General features: G+C 70.8%; 15 protein-coding genes and 1 pseudogene. 14 read left to right on the forward strand and 2 right to left on the reverse strand.

Going from position 1 to position 18,172, the window contains the following annotated elements:
- Nucleotides 1-161 precede the first annotated feature (161 nt).
- Nucleotides 162-2,183, forward strand: coding sequence for a beta-galactosidase (locus tag ACIREI_RS02815; RefSeq protein ID WP_403326656.1), 2,022 nt, complete (start codon nucleotides 162-164; stop codon nucleotides 2,181-2,183).
- A 111-nt stretch (nucleotides 2,184-2,294) separates the two neighbouring features.
- Nucleotides 2,295-3,863: an arabinogalactan endo-beta-1,4-galactanase gene (locus ACIREI_RS02820; RefSeq protein ID WP_403326658.1), complete on the forward strand. Its 1,569-nt coding sequence runs from the start codon at nucleotides 2,295-2,297 to the stop codon at nucleotides 3,861-3,863.
- Nucleotides 3,864-3,996: 133 nt separating this feature from the next.
- Here the strand turns inward: ACIREI_RS02820 and ACIREI_RS02825 are convergent, their stop codons facing one another.
- The gene (locus tag ACIREI_RS02825) at nucleotides 3,997-4,773 is read right to left on the reverse strand and encodes a ribonuclease BN (protein ID WP_403326879.1); all 777 of its coding nucleotides are present in this window, start codon (nucleotides 4,771-4,773) and stop codon (nucleotides 3,997-3,999) included.
- Nucleotides 4,774-5,144: 371 nt separating this feature from the next.
- Here ACIREI_RS02825 and ACIREI_RS02830 point away from each other — a divergent pair, with 371 nt between their 5' ends.
- From ACIREI_RS02830 to ACIREI_RS02885, 12 genes are all read left to right on the forward strand, one after another.
- A complete protein-coding gene (locus ACIREI_RS02830) occupies nucleotides 5,145-6,107 on the forward strand; it encodes an SMP-30/gluconolactonase/LRE family protein (RefSeq protein ID WP_403326660.1) in 963 nt (320 codons plus the stop codon).
- Between the two features lie 77 nt (nucleotides 6,108-6,184).
- Nucleotides 6,185-6,646 (forward strand): fluoride efflux transporter CrcB, encoded by a 462-nt coding sequence (gene crcB, locus ACIREI_RS02835; RefSeq protein WP_403326662.1) that lies wholly within the window; start codon nucleotides 6,185-6,187, stop codon nucleotides 6,644-6,646.
- Entirely contained in the window at nucleotides 6,643-7,023 is a 381-nt protein-coding gene (locus tag ACIREI_RS02840; protein ID WP_403326664.1) for a DUF190 domain-containing protein, read from the forward strand. Before crcB (ACIREI_RS02835) ends, ACIREI_RS02840 begins: the two co-directional genes overlap by 4 nt.
- Nucleotides 7,020-7,394, forward strand: coding sequence for a fluoride efflux transporter CrcB (crcB, locus tag ACIREI_RS02845; RefSeq protein WP_403326666.1), 375 nt, complete (start codon nucleotides 7,020-7,022; stop codon nucleotides 7,392-7,394). Before ACIREI_RS02840 ends, crcB (ACIREI_RS02845) begins: the two co-directional genes overlap by 4 nt.
- A gap of 113 nt (nucleotides 7,395-7,507) precedes the next feature.
- On the forward strand, nucleotides 7,508-8,347 hold the full coding sequence (locus ACIREI_RS02850) for an undecaprenyl-diphosphate phosphatase (protein WP_403326668.1): 840 nt from the start codon (nucleotides 7,508-7,510) through the stop codon (nucleotides 8,345-8,347).
- A gap of 155 nt (nucleotides 8,348-8,502) precedes the next feature.
- Nucleotides 8,503-9,180 carry a FadR/GntR family transcriptional regulator gene (locus ACIREI_RS02855; protein WP_362379672.1) on the forward strand — a complete coding sequence of 226 codons (678 nt, stop codon included), beginning with the start codon at nucleotides 8,503-8,505 and terminating at the stop codon, nucleotides 9,178-9,180.
- Nucleotides 9,177-10,616 carry an amino acid permease gene (locus tag ACIREI_RS02860; protein ID WP_403326670.1) on the forward strand — a complete coding sequence of 480 codons (1,440 nt, stop codon included), beginning with the start codon at nucleotides 9,177-9,179 and terminating at the stop codon, nucleotides 10,614-10,616. The genes ACIREI_RS02855 and ACIREI_RS02860 overlap by 4 nt, the downstream gene beginning before the upstream one ends.
- A 50-nt stretch (nucleotides 10,617-10,666) precedes the next feature.
- The gene (locus ACIREI_RS02865) at nucleotides 10,667-11,683 is read left to right on the forward strand and encodes an asparaginase (protein WP_403326881.1); all 1,017 of its coding nucleotides are present in this window, start codon (nucleotides 10,667-10,669) and stop codon (nucleotides 11,681-11,683) included.
- Between the two features lie 142 nt (nucleotides 11,684-11,825).
- Nucleotides 11,826-13,235, forward strand: coding sequence for an aspartate ammonia-lyase (gene aspA, locus ACIREI_RS02870; protein ID WP_403326671.1), 1,410 nt, complete (start codon nucleotides 11,826-11,828; stop codon nucleotides 13,233-13,235).
- A 46-nt stretch (nucleotides 13,236-13,281) separates the two neighbouring features.
- Nucleotides 13,282-14,223, forward strand: coding sequence for a glutaminase (locus tag ACIREI_RS02875; protein ID WP_403326673.1), 942 nt, complete (start codon nucleotides 13,282-13,284; stop codon nucleotides 14,221-14,223).
- Between the two features lie 251 nt (nucleotides 14,224-14,474).
- A complete protein-coding gene (gene mptB / locus ACIREI_RS02880) occupies nucleotides 14,475-15,869 on the forward strand; it encodes a polyprenol phosphomannose-dependent alpha 1,6 mannosyltransferase MptB (protein ID WP_403326675.1) in 1,395 nt (464 codons plus the stop codon).
- The gene (locus tag ACIREI_RS02885) at nucleotides 15,866-17,230 is read left to right on the forward strand and encodes a glycosyltransferase family 87 protein (RefSeq protein WP_403326677.1); all 1,365 of its coding nucleotides are present in this window, start codon (nucleotides 15,866-15,868) and stop codon (nucleotides 17,228-17,230) included. The genes mptB and ACIREI_RS02885 overlap by 4 nt, the downstream gene beginning before the upstream one ends.
- 32 nt (nucleotides 17,231-17,262) lie before the next feature.
- On the opposite strand, the pseudogene ACIREI_RS02890 reads toward ACIREI_RS02885, so the two are convergent.
- Nucleotides 17,263-18,147, reverse strand: a pseudogene (locus ACIREI_RS02890) (D-alanyl-D-alanine carboxypeptidase family protein); the annotation flags it as partial.
- Nucleotides 18,148-18,172: the final 25 nt, after the last annotated feature.

Consider the following 18,172-nt stretch of genomic DNA (forward strand, 5'->3'; position numbering starts at 1 on the left):
CGCCGCCTGCTGCGAAGGCCCGCCATGCGTCTGTGAGCGTTCACAGTAGAGAAACATCCCGGACACTTGTCAATGGTTGTTGCTGTGCGGTTATGTTGGGCTCGCAGCGCTGATCCAGTGTGTGCACGTTCCCAAATGATCGAACAAAACGGGAGACATCCATGCCGGAGACCACCCCCAGGGGCCTCACCGGGCTCGCCTTCGGTGGGGACTACAACCCCGAGCAGTGGCCGGAAAACGTCTGGCGCGAGGACGTCCGGCTGATGCGGGAGGCCGGCGTCACGATGGTGAGTGTCGGCATCTTCTCCTGGGCGCTGCTGGAGCCCTCACCCGGGGTGTACGACTTCGGCTGGATGGACCGCCTGCTCGACCTGCTGCACGAGAACGGCATCCGCGTCGACCTGGGCACCCCCACCGTCTGCCCGCCGGTGTGGTTCTACCGCGCCCACCCCGACGCCCTGCCGGTGACGGAGGAGGGCGTGCGCTACGAGTTCGGCTCGCGCGCCGCCATCTGTCACAGCAACGCCGACTACCGCGCGGCGGCCGCGAACATCACCACCCGGCTCGCCGAACGCTACGGCGACCACCCGGCGCTCGCCATGTGGCATGTGCACAACGAGTACGGCGTCCCCGTCTCGGCCTGCTACTGCGACTCCTGCGCCGCACACTTCCGGCGCTGGCTGGCGGCGACGTACGAGACGGTCGACGCGGTCAACGAGGCCTGGGGCACTGCCTTCTGGGGCCAGCGCTACACCGACTTCGGGCAGATCAACCCGCCGCGCGCGACGCCCACGGCCGTCAACCCGGCCCAGGCGCTGGACTACAAGCGGTTCGCCGACGCCACTCTGCGCGAGAACTTCCGTATGGAGCGGGACATCCTGCACCGTCTCGCGCCGGGCCTGCCGGTCACGACCAACTTCATGACGGCCCTCAGTCAGTGCGACTCCCTCGACTACTGGGCCTGGGGCCGTGAGGTCGACATCGTCACCAACGACCACTACCTGATCACCGACGGCCGCCGCACCCACGTCAACCTCGCGATGGCCGCCGACATCACCCGCTCGGTCGCCGGGGGAGCGCCCTGGATCCTCCTGGAACACTCCACCTCGGGCGTCAACTGGCAGCCCCGCAACCCCGCCAAGGCCCCCGGCGAGATGGCCCGCAACTCCCTCGGTCACGTCGCGCGCGGCTCCGAGGGCGCGATGTTCTTCCAGTGGCGCCAGTCCCGGCGCGGCGCCGAGAAGTTCCATTCGTCGATGCTCCCGCACGGCGGCACGGACACACGCGTGTGGCGCGAGGTCGTCGAACTCGGCGCCGCCCTGGACTCGTTGAGCACGGTGCGCGGGACCCGCACCCAGGCCGACGTCGCGATGCTGTGGGACTGGCACTCGTGGTGGGCGCAGAACCTCGACTGGCGCCCCAGCGAGGACCACGACGCGCGCGAGCGCGCCGACGCCTTCTACGAGGTCCTCTACGACCGCCACCTCACGGTCGACTTCGCCCACCCGGAAGCCGACTTGTCGGCCTATCCCCTTGTCGTCGTACCCGCGCTGTACCTGATGACGGAGGCGGCCGGCCGCAACCTGCGCCGCTACGTCGAGAACGGCGGCACCCTCGTCGTGTCGTACTTCTCGGGCATCGTCGACGAGCACGACGCCGTGCACGAGGGCGCCTACCCCGGCCCGCTGCGGGACGTCCTCGGCCTGACGGTCGAGGAGTTCTCGCCGCTGCTCCAGGACCAGCTGGTGCGCATCACCGGCCCGGACGGCTCCGAGCTCAGCGGCGATGTGTGGACCGAGTTCGTCGTCCCGCGCGGTGCCGAGACCGTCTGGACGTACGCCGACGGCCTGACCGCCGGCCACCCGGCCGTCACCCGGCACCGCCTCGGCGAGGGCACCGCCTGGTACGTCTCCACCCGCCTGGGCGCCGAGGGCCTTGACGCGCTGCTCGGCTGGGCGATCGAGGACGCGCAGGTCGCGCCGCGTGTCGACCTGCCCCGCGACGTCGAGGTCGTGCGCCGCTCCGGCGAGTCGGGCAGCTACCTGTTCGCCGTCAACCACACCGCGTCGGACGCCAAGGTGCCGCTGGAGGCACCCGGTACCGAGCTGCTGACCGGTGAACGCGCCGCGGGCCGCCTGGAGGTCCCCGCGGGAGCCGTGCGGGTCGTACGACTCGACGGCTGAGCCGAACTCCCCTCCGCCCGCGCGTGCCACGAGCCGCGGGTGGAGGGGCTCCTCACCGTCCCGGTGAGGGACACCCCAACCCCACTTACGTCGAAGGGACGACGGACGAAGATGTTCCATCCCAGACGCACCCTCCGAGTCCTGCTGCTGCCGCTCGCAGCCGGCCTCGCCCTCACCGCCCTGCCCGCGCAGACCGCCTCAGCGGCCAGCACGCTCACCAACGGCGGCTTCGAGTCCGACGGCACCGGCACGGCCACCCCGGCCGGCTGGTCCACGTACTCGGCGGCCGGCCAGAACTCCGCCTCCTTCACCGAGGCCGGCGGCCACGGCGGGAGTTACCGCCTGAGCCACTACGCGTCCTCCGCCTACAAGGTGGAGACGTACCAGTACCTGTCCGGGCTGACCAACGGGAACTACAAGCTCACCGCCTGGGTCCGCTCCGGCGGCGGCCAGAACTCGGCCTACATAGCGCTGAAGAACTGCGGCGGCACGGAACAGCGCACCGACCTGCCGGTCTCGGCGAGCGGGTGGATCCGTATCGTCGTGCCGGTCAGTGTGACCAACAACCAGTGCACCATCAGCATCAACAGTGACGCGAACGCGGGCAACTGGATCAATGTCGACGACCTGACCTTCGCGTCCGGTACCGGCGGCACGTCGATCCATGGTGCCGACATCTCCTCGCTCGCCAAGAGCGAGGCCAAGGGCGGTGTCTACAAGACCGCCTCCGGCACCACGGGCGACGGGATCACCATCCTGAAGAACGCCGGGATGAACTACGCGCGCCTGAAGGTCTGGGTCAACCCGGCCGACGGCTACAACAACAAGACGCGCGTCCTCGCCATGGCCAAGCGCATCAAGGCGTCCGGCATGAAGCTGCTGGTCGACTTCCACTACTCGGACACCTGGGCCGACCCCGGCGCCCAGAGCAAGCCGGCCGCCTGGGCGGGACACTCGTACAGCCAGCTCAAGACCGACGTGTACAACCACACGTACGACGTGCTGAACGCGTTGAAGGCGCAGGGCACCACCGCCGACATGGTCCAGGTGGGCAACGAGATCAACGGTGGCATGCTGTGGAACGAGGGCTCCACGAGCAACTGGTCGCAGCTGGCCGGCCTGCTCAACTCGGGCTACGACGCGGTCAAGGCGGTCAACTCCTCCACCACGGTCGCCCTGCACCTCGCCAAGGGCGGTGACCTGTCCGGCACCCGTTGGTGGTTCGACAGCGCGGTCTCCAACGGCGCGAAGTTCGACGCGATCGGCCTGTCCTACTACGGCTACTGGCACGGCTCGCTCTACGACTTCCAGACCACCCTGGACGACGCGGCCTCCCGCTACGGCAAGCCGGTCTTCGTCGCCGAGACGGCGTACCCGTTCCGCCTGGACAGCGAGGACGCGCACGAAGAGATCATCAACACCACCGGCGAACTGGTCTCCGGCTACCCGGCGAACACGGCCGGGCAGCGCCGCTGGATGAACGACATCGCCAGCATCGTGGAGGCCGTCCCGAACGGCCGTGGCCTCGGCGTCTTCTACTGGGAGGCGACCTGGACCGCCGTCTCCGGCAACGGCTGGGACCCGACCGACGCCTCCTCCGGCAACGGCTGGGAGAACCAGGCCCTGTTCGGCTACGACGACAAGGCACTGTCGTCGATGGCGTGGTTCAGCCACCGCTGAGTTCCGTGCCCAAGGGCCCGGCCGCACCCATGCGGCCGGGCCCCGGCGCGTTTGGAGCCGAACCGCCCTGTTGCCCTGCCCTTCGGTACCGGACAACGGTCCAGGAGCCCGGGACACGGCGGCGGCCGTACGTCTACTCGGGCACACCAGGCTGCGTATGGCCCGCGGCACGGTCGGCCGCCGACCCTCGCCGCCGGCGCCGCCGCTTCGGGGCCGTGCGGGCCGGCTGGTCGAAGTCCTCGAACCGCTCGCACAGCAACCGGCCCACCAGCGCACCGCCGTAGACCACGAACCCCACACCGACCAGCCAGGACTCCACCACCAGGACGGTTCCGACCGGGCCGTAGCTGATCGCGTTGGTGACGAGCAGCGGGGTGAACACCAGGTACGAGAACAAGCGCAACCCCACCAGCCCCGCCATGGTGGCGAGCGCACCCGGCAGCAGGTCTCGCCAGCGCGCCTCACCGCTGAGCAGGAAGTGCGGCCCCCACCAGAAGAACAGCACGCCGACCGCCATGCTCAGCAGGATGCGGGGCGTGCCCTCCAGCACGGTGCGGGTCTGCACCTGCGCGTACACGTACGCCATGAGCATGATCAGCCAGACTGTCTGCCGCCACACCCGGTGCCAGGGCCCCGCCGGCAGCCGCCAGATCCGCTCGTAGCCGTTCTGGACGCTGGCGGCGAAGGACACACCGAACACGGCGAGCAGCGCCACGCTCAGCACGCTGGTCGTACTGACCACCTTGCGCGGCGGAGTGAAGACCTGCGAGAGGGCGCGGGCCGACCGGCCCGACAGGTCCATGCCGTCCACCAGCCACAGGGCGAACCCGCCGTGCGCCAGGGGATCCACGGCCGCCACCACGATCAGCAGCGGAGCCAGCGTGACCAGGGCAAGCGCGGCGAAACCCATGGCGCGGTGCAACAACTCCAGCTCCTTGCCACGCCGGTAGAGCTCCGCGAGCCCCAGCCGGTGCCATGCCGTGCGCAGCCAGGAGTGCCGGACGTTCAACGCGACCGCCGTGGGCCACGGGCCCCTCTACCGGGGCGGGGTTTCGCGCGCCACCGGGGCGGACGTGACATACGACCACCCACCCTCTCTCGCCTGTTGTGCGCGCCTGACCGAGTGGCCAGCGGACGTACCACGTAAACCGTGGCATACAGGACGCAGGCCGGGGCGGATGACACGGCGCGGCCCGGGTACCCGGGCGCCCGTCGTGGTGAGGCCCGCACCAGGGCGCGTGCCTGCCAGGATGGCCGTCCGGCACCGAAGGGAACGCTTCCATGGACCGTCCCACCGAGCTCGTCCCGCGCCGGTACGTCGCGCTCGGCGGCCGTGGCCCCGAGGACGTGGTCGCCGATGCCCGGGGCCGGGTGCTGACCGGCGTCGAGGACGGCCGCATCCTGCGCGTCGACGGCCTCACGGAGCCGTCGGCGGCCCGCGTCGAGGTGCTCGCCGAGACCGGCGGCCGGCCGCTCGGCCTCGAACTCCTCCCGGACGGGGATCTGCTGGTGTGCGACGCCGTGCTCGGGCTGCTGCGGGTCGGCCTCGACGACGGCGTCGTGCGCGTCCTGGCGGACTCGGTGGCGGGGGAGCGGCTGCGGTTCTGCAGCAACGCGGTCGCCCTGTCCGACGGAAGCGTCTGCTTCACCGTCTCCAGCCGCCGCCACCCGATTGACCAGTGGATCGGCGACCTGGTCGAGCACACCGGAACGGGCCGCCTGCTGCGCCTCGCCCCCGGCAGCCAGACCCCCGAGGTGCTGCTGGAAGGGCTGCAGTTCGCCAACGGGCTCGCTGCGAGCGCCGACGAATCCTTTCTGGTCGTCGCCGAGACCGGGGCCCGCCGGCTCACCCGCTACTGGCTCAGCGGACCCCGCGCCGGCCACGGCGAACCCTTCGCCGAGAACCTGCCGGGCATGCCCGACAACCTCTGGCGCGGCACACCGGACGGCCCGACCTGGGTGGCGCTGGCCGGCCCGCGCGTACCTCCGCTGGACCTCCTCCACCGCACCGCTCCGGCCGTACGCCGTACCGCCGCCCGCCTCGCCGTCCACGCCCCCTTCCGCCCCACGGGCACGACCGGCGTTCTCGCGGTCGACGACACCGGCCGGGTCGTCCACCACCTGGCCCGCCGCCACTCCCGGTTCCGCATGGTCACCAGCGTGTGCGAGACCGGCGGCCGGCTGATCCTGGGCAGCATGTGGGAGCGGGGCATCGCGGTCTGCGAGGCGCCCGTCCCCAAATGAGCCCGGCGTACCCTGTTGACCGGCCACGATCACCACCCGAGGTGCGGTGACGCGGGCCGGGCAGGAGACGTACGACCATGACAGCCCCGGAGACCGAGACCCTCCGCGCTCCCGCGCCCCCACCACGGCGGCACGCCTGGCGGACCCAGGCGCCGATCGTCGCGGTGGTCGCCCTCGGCGGAGCCGTCGGTGCCACGGCCCGCTACGCATGGTCCCTGTGGTGGCCCGCCCAGCCCGGCGGCTTCCCCTGGGCGACCTTCTGGACCAACGTCGTCGGCTGCGCGGTGATCGGCGTGTTCATGGTGATCATCACCGACGTGTGGGTCGCACACCGCCTCGTCCGCCCCTTCTTCGGGACCGGCGTCCTAGGCGGCTTCACCACGTTCTCGACGTACGCCGTCGACATCCAGAAGCTGGCGGACAGCGGCCATCCGCGTATCGGCCTGGCCTATCTCGCCGCGACCCTCGGCGCGGCGCTGACGGCGGTGTGGCTCGCGGCGGTGACGACCCGCCGCGTCCTGAAGTGGAGGCAGCCATGACGAGGCTGACCGGGCGCGCCCTGCGCCTGACCGTCTTCATCGGCGAGAACGACACCTGGCACCACAAGCCCCTCTACGCGGAGATCGTGCACCGCGCCCACGCGGCCGGACTCGCGGGCGCCAGCGTCTTCCGCGGCATCGAGGGCTTCGGCGCGTCCTCACTGGTCCACACCTCCCGGCTGCTGTCCCTGAGCGAGGACCTGCCGGTCGCCATCGTGATCGTCGACACCGTGGAGCACGTACGCGGCTTCCTGCCGCAGCTCGATGAACTCGTCACCGAAGGGCTCGTGACCCTCGACGACTGCGAGGTCATCCGGTACGTCGGACGGGACGACACTCTGCGCACATCGGACACGAAGGGTAAGAAGTCGTCGTGAACTGGCTCCTGGTGATCGCGGGTGCCATGGTCGGTGCCCCCCTGCGCTACCTCACCGACCGCGCGGTCCAGTCCCGGCACGACTCGGTGTTCCCCTGGGGCACCTTCGCGGTCAACGTCACCGGCTGCCTGATCCTCGGCCTGCTGACCGGCGCGGTGGCCGCCGGCGCCGCGAGTTCCCACCTCCAGCTGCTGCTGGGCACCGGTCTGTGCGGTGCCCTGACCACGTACTCGACCTTCTCGTACGAGACGCTTCGGCTGACCGAGACCGGGGCGGGGCTCTACGCCCTCGCCAACATCGTGGGCAGCGTGACCGCCGGCCTCGGCGCGGCCTTCCTGGGGATCTCGATCGCCGAGGCGGTGTGGTCGTAGACGACCCGCCCGTACCGACGACCGGCCCAGGCCGTCGTATGCCACGGATCCACACCCGCACCTGGTAGGACAGTGCGCGCCACTGTCCCGCCGAACCCCCGGAACTGGATCCCATGAGCGCCATCAGCGTCGGTCAGGCCGTCGTCCTCGGAGCCGTCGAGGGGGTGACCGAGTTCCTGCCCGTCTCCTCGACCGGCCATCTGAAGATCGCCGAGGGGCTCATGGGCATCCCCGTCGACGACGACGCGGTCGTCGGGTTCTCGGCCGTCATCCAGGTCGGCGCGATCGCCGCCGTGCTCGTGTACTTCTTCAAGGACATCGTGCGGATCGTCTCCGCGTGGCTGCGCGGGCTGCGGGACAAGGAGGAGCGGTACCACCACGACTACAAGTTCGCCTGGTGGGTGATCTACGCGACGATCCCGATCATCGCCGTGGGCCTGGCCGCCAAGCCGCTCATCAAGGGGCCGCTCGCCTCGCTGTGGGTCGTCGCGGGGTCGCTGATCGTCGGCAGCGGCGTGATGTGGGCGGCCGACCAGATGGGGCGGCACAAGCGCGGGGAGGACGACACCTCCTTCAAGGACGCGATGCTCGTCGGCAGCTCCCAGATCCTCGCCCTGCTCTTCCCGGGCTTCTCGCGCTCCGGCGCCACCATGTCCACGGCGCTGATGCTCGACCTGGACCGGGTCGCCGCCACCCGCCTCTCCTTCTTCCTCGGCATTCCGGCCCTGACCGGCGCCGGCATCTACGAGCTGAAGGACGCCCTCGGCGCGACCGGCACGGGCGCGCTGCCGCTGGCCGTCGGTACCGCCGTCTCCTTCGTCGTGGCCTATGCCTCCATCGCCTGGCTGCTCAAGTTCGTCGCCAGGCACTCGTTCAACGCCTTCGTGATCTACCGGATCGTCGTCGGAGTGCTGCTGTTCGGGCTGTTGGGCGCGGGTGTGCTCAACAGCTGACACGGATCCGGGTGTGAAGCCGGCTTTCAGGCCTCACACCCGGTGAATCTTTCTTTCGGCTCCCTTGACACCACCCTCGGCCCACCCGGAGTATCTCTCCCGTGAACCTGTCAGACAGCCGGACAGCCGGACAGCCTCCGCGGCGCGTCAGCGCCATGGAAGCGGTACTGGCGCACCTCCGTAGCGCCATCGAGCGCGGCGAGTACGCCATCGGCGACAAGCTCCCCTCCGAGGCGGAGCTCTGCCGCACCCTGGAGGTCAGCCGCCCCGTCCTGCGCGAGGCCCTGCGGGCCCTGCAGACCATGGGCCTGACCGTCTCCAAGACCGGCAAGGGCACCTTCGTCGTCGCCAACGCCGTCGAGGACCCCACCTTCGGCGACTACGCGGCCAGCGACCTGCTGGAAGTGCGCCGGCACGTCGAGATCCCGGTCGCCGGGTACGCGGCCCTGCGCCGCACCCCGGAGAACCTCGACCACCTCGCCCACCTGCTCGACCGTATGGAACGGGAGACGGACACCACCGCGTGGGTCGCGATGGACACCCTCTTCCACCTGGCCGTGGCCGAGGCCGCCCAGAACCCGGTCTTCCGCCGGGTCATCGAGGAGATCCGCGACGCACTGGCGCGTCAGTCGGCCTTCCTCAACGAGCTGGGCGGCCGCCGCGAGCAGTCCAACCGCGAGCACCGGGCGATCGTCGAGGCGCTGATCGACGGTTCCGAACTCGACGCGACCGACGCCATGGCCCACCACCTGGACCGCGTCGAGACGACCCTCACCGACATCGTGCGCCCCGCGCGCACGGACAGCACCACGGAAGGCGGACCCGAGGCGTGAGCGAGCAGCACCTCAAAGAAGAGACGCGCCCATCGTCCGGTCACGTCGACGCCGGAGACGAGGGCTACAGCAAGTCCCTCAAGTCCCGGCACGTCAACATGATCGCCATCGGCGGAGCCATCGGCACCGGCCTGTTCCTCGGCGCAGGCGGCCGGCTCGCCGACGCCGGCCCGTCCCTGTTCATCGCCTACGCGGTCTGCGGAATCTTCGCCTTCCTCGTCGTGCGCGCCCTCGGCGAACTCGTCCTGTACCGCCCGTCCTCCGGCGCCTTCGTGTCGTACGCCCGGGAGTTCATGGGGGAGAAGGGCGCGTACACCGCGGGCTGGATGTACTTCCTGAACTGGGCGACCACCGGCATCGCCGACATCACCGCGGTGGCCACGTATACCCACTACTGGGGCATGTTCTCCGACATCCCGCAGTGGGTGCTCGCGCTGATAGCCCTGGCCGTCGTCCTCACCGTGAACCTGATCTCGGTGAAGATCTTCGGCGAACTGGAGTTCTGGTTCGCCATCATCAAGGTCGGCGCGCTCGTCGTCTTCATGCTGATTGGCATCTTCCTGCTGGTCACCCAGCACCCGGTCGACGGCTCCACCCCCGGCCCGTCCCTGATCACCGACCACGGCGGCATCTTCCCCAACGGCCTGCTGCCCATGCTGCTCATCGTCCAGGGCGTCGTCTTCGCCTACGCCTCCGTCGAGCTGGTCGGCGTCGCCGCCGGTGAGACCGAGAACCCCGAGAAGATCATGCCGAAGGCGATCAACTCGATCATGTGGCGCGTCGGACTGTTCTACGTCGGCTCGGTGCTCCTGCTCTCGATGCTGCTGCCCTGGTCCTCGTACAAGGCGGGCGAGAGCCCCTTCGTCACCGTGCTGTCCAACATCGGCATCCCGGCGGCCGGCGGCATCATGAACCTGGTCGTGCTGACCGCGGCCATGTCCTCGCTCAACTCCGGCCTGTACTCCACCGGCCGCATCCTGCGCTCCATGGCGATGTCCGGCTCCGCCCCGAAGTTCACCTCCGTGATGAGCCGCAGCAAGGTCCCCTACGGCGGCATCCTGCTCACCAGCGGCTTCTGCGTCCTCGGCGTCGGCCTCAACTTCGTCGTCCCCGCCGAGGCGTTCGAGATCGTGCTGAACTTCGCGGCGATCGGCATCCTCGCCACCTGGGGCATGATCATGATCTGTCACCTGCTCTTCTGGCAGAAGACCCAGAAGGGCGAGCTCACCCGCCCCGGCTACCGACTGCCGGGCTCCCCCTGGACCGAACTCGTGACGCTGGCCTTCCTCGCCTCCGTCCTGGTCCTCATGTACGCCGACGGAGGCGCCGGCCGCACCACCGTGCTGTGCCTGCCGCTGATCGTCGCAGCGCTGGTCGCGGGCTGGTACGGCATCCGAAGCCGGGCCGCGCGCACCGCCACCAAGGCCGACGCGTGACCACCGTGTCGGTCGACGACCCCTCATCGACCCACGACAACCAGGCAGTGATGTACAGCAGTTCCATAGCGGACGCACCCCTTGTCCGCGAACCCCTCCACGCCCCCGTCGCCCACCTCATACGCGGCGGAATGACCGAAGGCATCCACTACGGCTCCGTCGTCGTCCTCGGCGCCGACGGCGAGGTCCAGTTCCAGCTCGGTGACATCGAGGCCGCCTTCTACCCGCGCTCGGCGCTCAAGCCCGTCCAGGCCGTCGCCATGGTGCGGGCCGGGCTCCCGCTCGACGGCGAACTGCTCTCGCTGACCGCGGCGAGCCACTCCGGCGAGGAACGCCACCTCGCCGGGACCCGGCGCATCCTCGACATCGCCGGGCTCACCGAGGACCACCTGCGCAACGTTGTGGACATGCCGTTCGACCCGGTCGTCCGGGACACCTGGGTGCGGGAGGGCCGCGCGCCCTCCCGGCTCGCCCAGAACTGCTCCGGCAAGCACGCGGCGATGTTGTACACCTGCGTGCTCAACGGCTGGTCCCTGGACGACTACCTCGACCCCGGGCACCCGTTGCAGCAGGCGATCGCCGAGATCGTCGAGGACCTCACGGGGCAGCGGATCGCGCGGGTGACCATCGACGGGTGCGGGGCTCCTCTCTTCTCGGTGTCCCTGCACGGCCTCGCCCGGGCCGCCGCTCGCATCACTACCACAGCGCCGGGAACGCCCGAGGCCCGGGTTGCCGACGCCATGCGTGAGCACGCCGAGATGGCGTCCGGCGCCGGGCGGGATGTGGCGGCGTTGATGCGGGCCGTGCCGGGGCTGTTGGCAAAGGACGGGTTCGAGGGTGTTCAGGTTGCCGCCCTGCCGGACGGTCGGGCCGTTGCCGTGAAGATCGCCGATGGGGCGAATCGGGCGCGGGTGCCGGTGGCTGCCGCCGCGCTGGCGTGGGCGGGGGTTGATCCGGAGTTGCTCACCGAGTTTCAGGGTGAGGCGCTTCTTGGGGGCGGCCAGGCGGTCGGGTGTGTGCGGCCCGTTCGTTCGCTGGAACCGGTTGTTGTTTCGGCTTGCGCCTAAGGATGTGCCGGACTTCTCGTTCGGCGGCTGCGGGTCGTATGTGGCTGGTCGCGCCCACGCGGCGGAGCCGCAAATTGACACAGTCCCGCGCCCCTGAAGGGGCGCCAACCTCACCCTCTCCAGAAAGAAGAACCGTTCCCTCATGAACGCCGTCACCCGTAGCGAGCACGATCTGCTCGGCGACCGCGATGTTCCCGCCGAGGCGTACTGGGGTGTTCACACCCTGCGTGCCACGGAGAACTTCCCCATCACCGGCACCCCCATCTCCGCCTACCCGCACCTCATCGACGCTCTCGCCGCCGTGAAGGAGGCCGCCGCCCTCGCGAACGAGGAGCTGGGGCTGCTGGAGGCGAGGAAGGCGGCCGCGATCGTCGCCGCGTGCCGGGAGATCCGGTCCGGCAAGCTGCACGAGCAGTTCGTCGTCGACGTCATCCAGGGCGGCGCGGGCACCTCGACGAACATGAACGCCAACGAGGTCGTGGCGAACCGGGCGTTGGAGCTGCTGGGGCACGAAAAGGGCCAGTACCAGTTCCTGCACCCGAACGAGGACGTCAACCTCGGCCAGTCGACGAACGACGTCTACCCGACCGCGGTCAAGATCGCGACGGTGTTCGCGGTGCGCGGCCTGCTCAAGGCGATGGCTGTCCTCCAGGACTCCTTCGCGCGAAAGGCCGTCGAGTTCCGCGACGTGCTCAAGATGGGCCGTACGCAGTTGCAGGACGCGGTGCCGATGACGCTCGGGCAGGAGTTCTCGGCGTACGCCGTGATGATCGACGAGGACCGGTCCCGTCTTGCCGAGGCCGTCGAGTTGATCCATGAGATCAACCTGGGCGCCACGGCCATCGGGACCGGCCTCAACGCCCCCGCCGGATACGCCGAGTCGGCCCGCCGCCACCTCTCCGACATCACCGGGCTGCCGCTGGTCACCGCCGCCAACCTGGTCGAGGCGACCCAGGACTGCGGGGCGTTCGTCCAGATGTCCGGCGTGCTCAAGCGGATCGCCGTCAAGCTGAGCAAGAGCTGCAACGACCTGCGCCTGCTGTCCTCCGGGCCGCGCGCGGGTCTGGGTGAGATCAACCTGCCGCCGGTGCAGGCCGGTTCGTCGATCATGCCCGGCAAGGTCAACCCGGTGATCCCCGAGGTCGTCAACCAGGTCGCCTTCGAGGTGATCGGCAACGACGTGGCCATCACCATGGCCGCCGAGGCCGGACAACTCCAGCTCAACGCCTTCGAGCCGATCATCCTGCACTCCCTGTCGGAGAGCATCACCCACCTGCAGAGCGCCTGCGTGACGCTCGCCGAACGCTGCGTGGACGGCATCACCGCCAACACCGAGGCGCTGCGCCGGACCGTGGAGAACTCCATCGGCCTGGTCACCGCCCTGAACCCGCACATCGGGTACACGGCGGCCACCGACATCGCCAAGGAGGCACTGGTCTCCGGTCGCGGTGTGGCCGAACTCGTCCTGGAGAAGGGCCTGTTGCCCGCCGAGACCCTCGCCGACCTGCTGCGGCCGGAGGTCGTCGCGGGCAGTGGCCAGGCCCGGGCCTGACAGACCGGAAGCCGCGGATGCGCACCGGGACCGGCAGGGAGGCACAATGGTGATCATGGCAGCGTCGACGTCGTCACTGACCTTCCAGCCGATCCTGGAGCGCATCGCGGAGGAGATCGAGCGGACCCCCGGCCGCGGCCGGCCCGCCGACTACATCCCGGCACTCGCGGCCTGCGACCCGCGCCGCTTCGGCATGGCCGTCGCGGAACTCGACGGTTCGGTGTACGGCGTGGGGGACTGGCGCGAGCCGTTCTCCACGCAGTCCATCACCAAGGTCTTCACCCTCGCGCTCGACCTCGCCCGCGAGGGCGACGAACTCTGGGAGCACGTGGGCCGCGAACCTTCCGGCAACCCCTTCAACTCCCTGGTCCAACTGGAGTACGAGAACGGCATCCCGCGCAACCCGTTCATCAACGCGGGCGCCCTCGTCGTCACCGACCGCCTCCAGACCCGTACCGGAGACGCGGCCGGCGAACTCCTCGCCTTCCTCCGCGCCGAGAGCGGCAACCCGACCCTGGACTTCGACAAGGACGTCGCCGCCTCCGAGTCCACACACGGCGACCGCAACGCGGCCCTCGCCCATTTCATGGCGTCGTACGGCAACATCGACAACCCCGTCCCGGCCCTGCTCGACCAGTACTTCCGCCAGTGCTCCATCAAGGCGTCCTGCGCCGACCTCGCCCTCGCCACCACCTTCCTGGCCCGCCACGGCGTCCGCGCCGACGGCACCCGCCTCCTCACCCGCAGCCAGGCCAAACAGGTCAACGCGGTCATGCTGACCTGCGGGACGTACGACGCGGCAGGCGACTTCGCGTACCGCGTCGGCCTCCCCGGCAAGAGCGGAGTGGGCGGCGGAATCATCGCGGTGGTGCCGGGGCGTTGCACGCTGTGCGTGTGGAGCCCGGGCCTGGACGAGCGGGGTAATTCGGTGGCAGGAGTGGCGGCCCTGGACAGATTCACGACGCTGACAGGCCTCTCGGTGTTCTAAGTGAACCTCTCGACGCCGGATGCGGACATGCCCCTAAGGGGCGCGGGACTGTGTCGATTTGCGGCTCCGCCGCGTGGGCGCGATCAACCCCCACCGGCCCGCAGCCAATGAACAACCGCACCAGGCAGACGAGTAGCAGCCCGTAACCCCCTCGCATAAGATCACCGGCCAGTCACACTCCGGCTTCCCCCTGGAGACCCCGGAGTCACCTGAAAGCCACCCCACATCGACACCCTGACCGAGTGTTGGCCATGGCTTTCCCCGTCGATCTCCGCCGCTGCCAGATACTCGGTCTGGCCGGCACCGCCGTCCTCGCCCTGGGCGGTGAGACGGCCGGCGCGCTGCCGGTCCGGGAACTCCTGGCCCCGAGCTCCGCGCACGCGGCCCTCGGCCTGGTCGGCGTCTACTTCGGCGTCGTCCTGCTGATAGCGGCGTGGCTGCTGCTCGGCCGGCTCGTCCGCAGCGCCGACCCGCCGACCCCGCGCGCCCTGCTGCTGGTCCTGGCCGTGTGGGCGACCCCGCTGCTGATCGCGCCGCCGCTGTTCAGCCGCGACGTGTACAGCTACCTGGCCCAGGGCGCCATGGTCGACGCACACATCGACGTGTACGCGTACGGCCCCGCCCACCTCGGTGGCCCGCTCGCCGACGAGGTCGCCCCGCTGTGGCGGCACACGGCGGCCCCTTACGGCCCGGTGTTCATGGGTGTCGCCTCCGCCCTGTCCGGCCTGACCCGAGGCGAGCTCCCCGCCGGGCTCCTCGGCATGCGGCTCATAGCGCTGCTCGGCGTCGCGCTGATGGCGGCCGCGCTGCCGCGCCTGGCCCGGCACAGCGGAGCCGATCCGGCCGCCGCCCTGTGGCTGGGCGCCCTGAACCCGCTGGTGCTGCTGCACCTGGTCGCGGGCGCGCACAACGACGCCATCATGCTCGGCCTGCTCGGCGCGGGTCTGGTCGCGGCCCTCGGCCGGTGGCCGGTCGTGGGCGCCGTACTCGTCACGCTCGCCGCTCTGGTCAAGGCACCGGCCGCACTCGGTCTCGCCGCGGTCGTGCTGCTGCAGATGCGGGCCGGGCACCGTCCGGCGAAGGCCGTCTGCACCACGGCGGTCGCGTCCGCCGCCACCACGGTCGCCGCCACGGCCGTCGCGGGCACGGGGTACGGCTGGATAGGCGCCCTGGACACCCCGGTCTCCCCGCAGAACTGGGCCCTCACCAGCCTGCTCGGGCGTGCCACCGCCTCGCTGCTGGAAAGGGCCGGCAGTGACCTGGCGCCGCTGGCCGTACCGGTGTGGCACGTCCTCGGGCTGGTGTTCACGGCGGTCCTCGTGGCCCTCATATGGTGGCGCTGGCGTCCGCGCCCCGTGTACGCGCTCGGGCTGAGCCTCGCGGCCGTGGCCGCCTTCGGGCCGGCGATCCGCCCCTGGTACGCGTTGTGGGGCCTGTTCCTCATCGCCGCCGCGGCGCCCAGCACTTCGGTACGGCACCGGGTGGCGGCACTGACGGGAGTGCTCGCGCTCGCGGTCCTGCCGAGCGGCGGCGCCGCGGACGTCGGCCAGTTGGTGCTGGCCGTCTCCGGGGGCGCGCTCGCCCTGGTCGTCCTGTGGCAGGCGCATCTCGCGGCGCAGGTCCCGGCGCTGGAGCGCACCGCATGAGGCTTCCGCGCACCGACCGCGGCCGGGTCGTCCTGGTGCTCCTGCTCGCCGCCGCCGTGACCGTCTTCACCGCGACCGTGCCGTTGCTGCGCGACTGGTTCGACCTGCGCGTCTACTACGGCACCGTGGACAGCTGGATCCACCACGGCGGCCGTATCTACGACTACCGGGTGCCCGGCACGACATACGGCTTCACGTACCCGCCCTTCGCCGCCGTGGCCATGCTGCCCATGGCGCTGCTCGACCTGCACGCGGCGATCGCGGTGGCACTGCTGCTCAACATGACGGCACTCGCCTTCGTCCTGCGCGTCCTGGCCGGTCGGGCCTGGCGGCGGCACGGCTGGTACGGCTGTGCGCTGGCCGCCTGCGCGCTGGCCCTGTTCGAGCCCCTCCGGGACACCTTCAGCTTCGGCCAGGTGAACGTCCTGCTGCTGGCGCTGGTGCTGCTCGACTGCCGGCTGCTGGCCACGGGGCGGGGCCGCTGGGCGGGTGTGGGGATCGGCCTCGCGGCCGCGATCAAGCTGACGCCCGCCGCGTTCATCGGCATGCTGCTGGTGGCCCGACGCCCCCGAACCGCCGCCGTGGCCACGGCCGTTGCCGCGGCGGCGACGGCGTTCGCGGCCTGGGTGGCTCCCGGTGCCTCCCGCTTCTACTGGACCCACGCGATGTGGGACACCACCCGGGTGGGCCGCCTCGACTACGTTTCCAACCAGTCGCTGCAAGGGATCCTGGCCCGCATGGGTGTGTCGGACCGGGCCGTCTGGGCGGTGGTCGTCCTGCTGGTGCTGGGCGTCTGGGTGGCGCGTACCCGCCGTGCGGTCGCGGTGGGGGACTGGACGGCGGCGTTCGCGCTCACCGGGCTGACCGCCTGCCTGGTCAGCCCGATCACCTGGGTCCACCACCTGGTGTGGCTGCTGCCCTCCTTCGCCGTCCTCATCCGCGCCGGGCACCTGCGGATCGCGGGCGCCCTGTACGCGCTGCTGTGCACCAGCGTGGTGTGGCTGTGGTTCGACGACGCTTCCGGCGTCGACGGCTTCCTCGGCAGCAACACCTACACGTGGATCACCCTCGGCCTGCTGCTGTGGCTGCCGCTCGGTCACTCCGGCGCCGAGGGCTCGACGCCCTTGCCGCGGAGCACCAGCGACATGACGCCGGCCCCCATCCCGGCGGCGCCCGCGATCGCCCACGCCTCCGCCCAGCCCGCCCCGGCGAGTCCGCCCTCCGGTGCCACGTCCGCCACCACGGGCAGCGTCGCGGGCCCCGGCCTCGGCTTGGCCCGCAAGGCGTCCAGCGACCCGACCGGTTCGACCCGCCCGGACGCGTCGAACCCCCAGTCGAGCAGCTCCCCGGCCTCCTCGTAGACGGCGAAGCCGCCCGCCCGGGGGTTCATCACCGTGACGACGAGGGTGCGGTCCCCCCGACGGGCGGCGGCGATGAGCGTGTTGCCCGCCTTGCTGGTGTAGCCGTTCTTGACGCCGATCAGCCCCGGATACGGTTCCACCCCGTCCGCCCCGGTCAACAGCCGATTGGTGTTGCGGATCTCGTACGACCAGCCGCCCCCGCCGGGGAACCGCGCCTCGGCCGTGCCGCAGTACCGCGCGAACTCCGCGTTGCGCAGCCCGGCCCGGCCGAACACCGCCAGGTCGTACGCCGAGGACACCTGGCCGGGTGTGTCGTAGCCGTCCGGCGACAGCACACGCGTGTCGAGGGCGCCCAGGGCGATCGCCTTGGCCTGCATCTGGGCGGCCGTCGCGCGCCAGCCGCCGTTCAGCCCGGCCAGCACCCGCACGGCGTCGTTGCCGGAGCTGAGGAACACCCCGCGCCACAGATCGGCGACGCGGTACGTACGTCCCTCGGCGAGCCCCACCAGACTGCTGCCGGGCCCGATCCCCGCCAGCTCCTCCTCGCTCACGGTGTGCGGGACGCCGGCCGGCAGGGTCGGCAGCACGGTGAGGGCGAACAGCGCCTTCAAGGTGCTGGCGGGCGGCAGCTTGCGGTGGGCGTTGTGCGCGGCGAGCACCTCGCCGGTGTCGGCGTCGGCGACCAGCCACGACAGCGCGGAGACGCGCGGGATGCCGGGCACCGCGGAATCCGGCCGCACATGGGTGCCGGACCGGTACAGCAGCGCGGGGCGGGGCTTCGCCGCACTCGGCCCACCGGGCGGATCGGGGTCGTGCCCGGTACGGGCGACCGCGGCGGCGGGCGCGAGCGCCAGCAGACCGGCCGCGCACAGTGCGCAGGTGGACATGAGCACCCGGGTGGGAAGTCCGATCGTCATGGCGTCAACGTAGGAAGGCAGTCGT

Source organism: Streptomyces sp. NPDC093591 (assembly GCF_044764885.1).
In the GTDB taxonomy this organism is placed as follows: domain Bacteria; phylum Actinomycetota; class Actinomycetes; order Streptomycetales; family Streptomycetaceae; genus Streptomyces.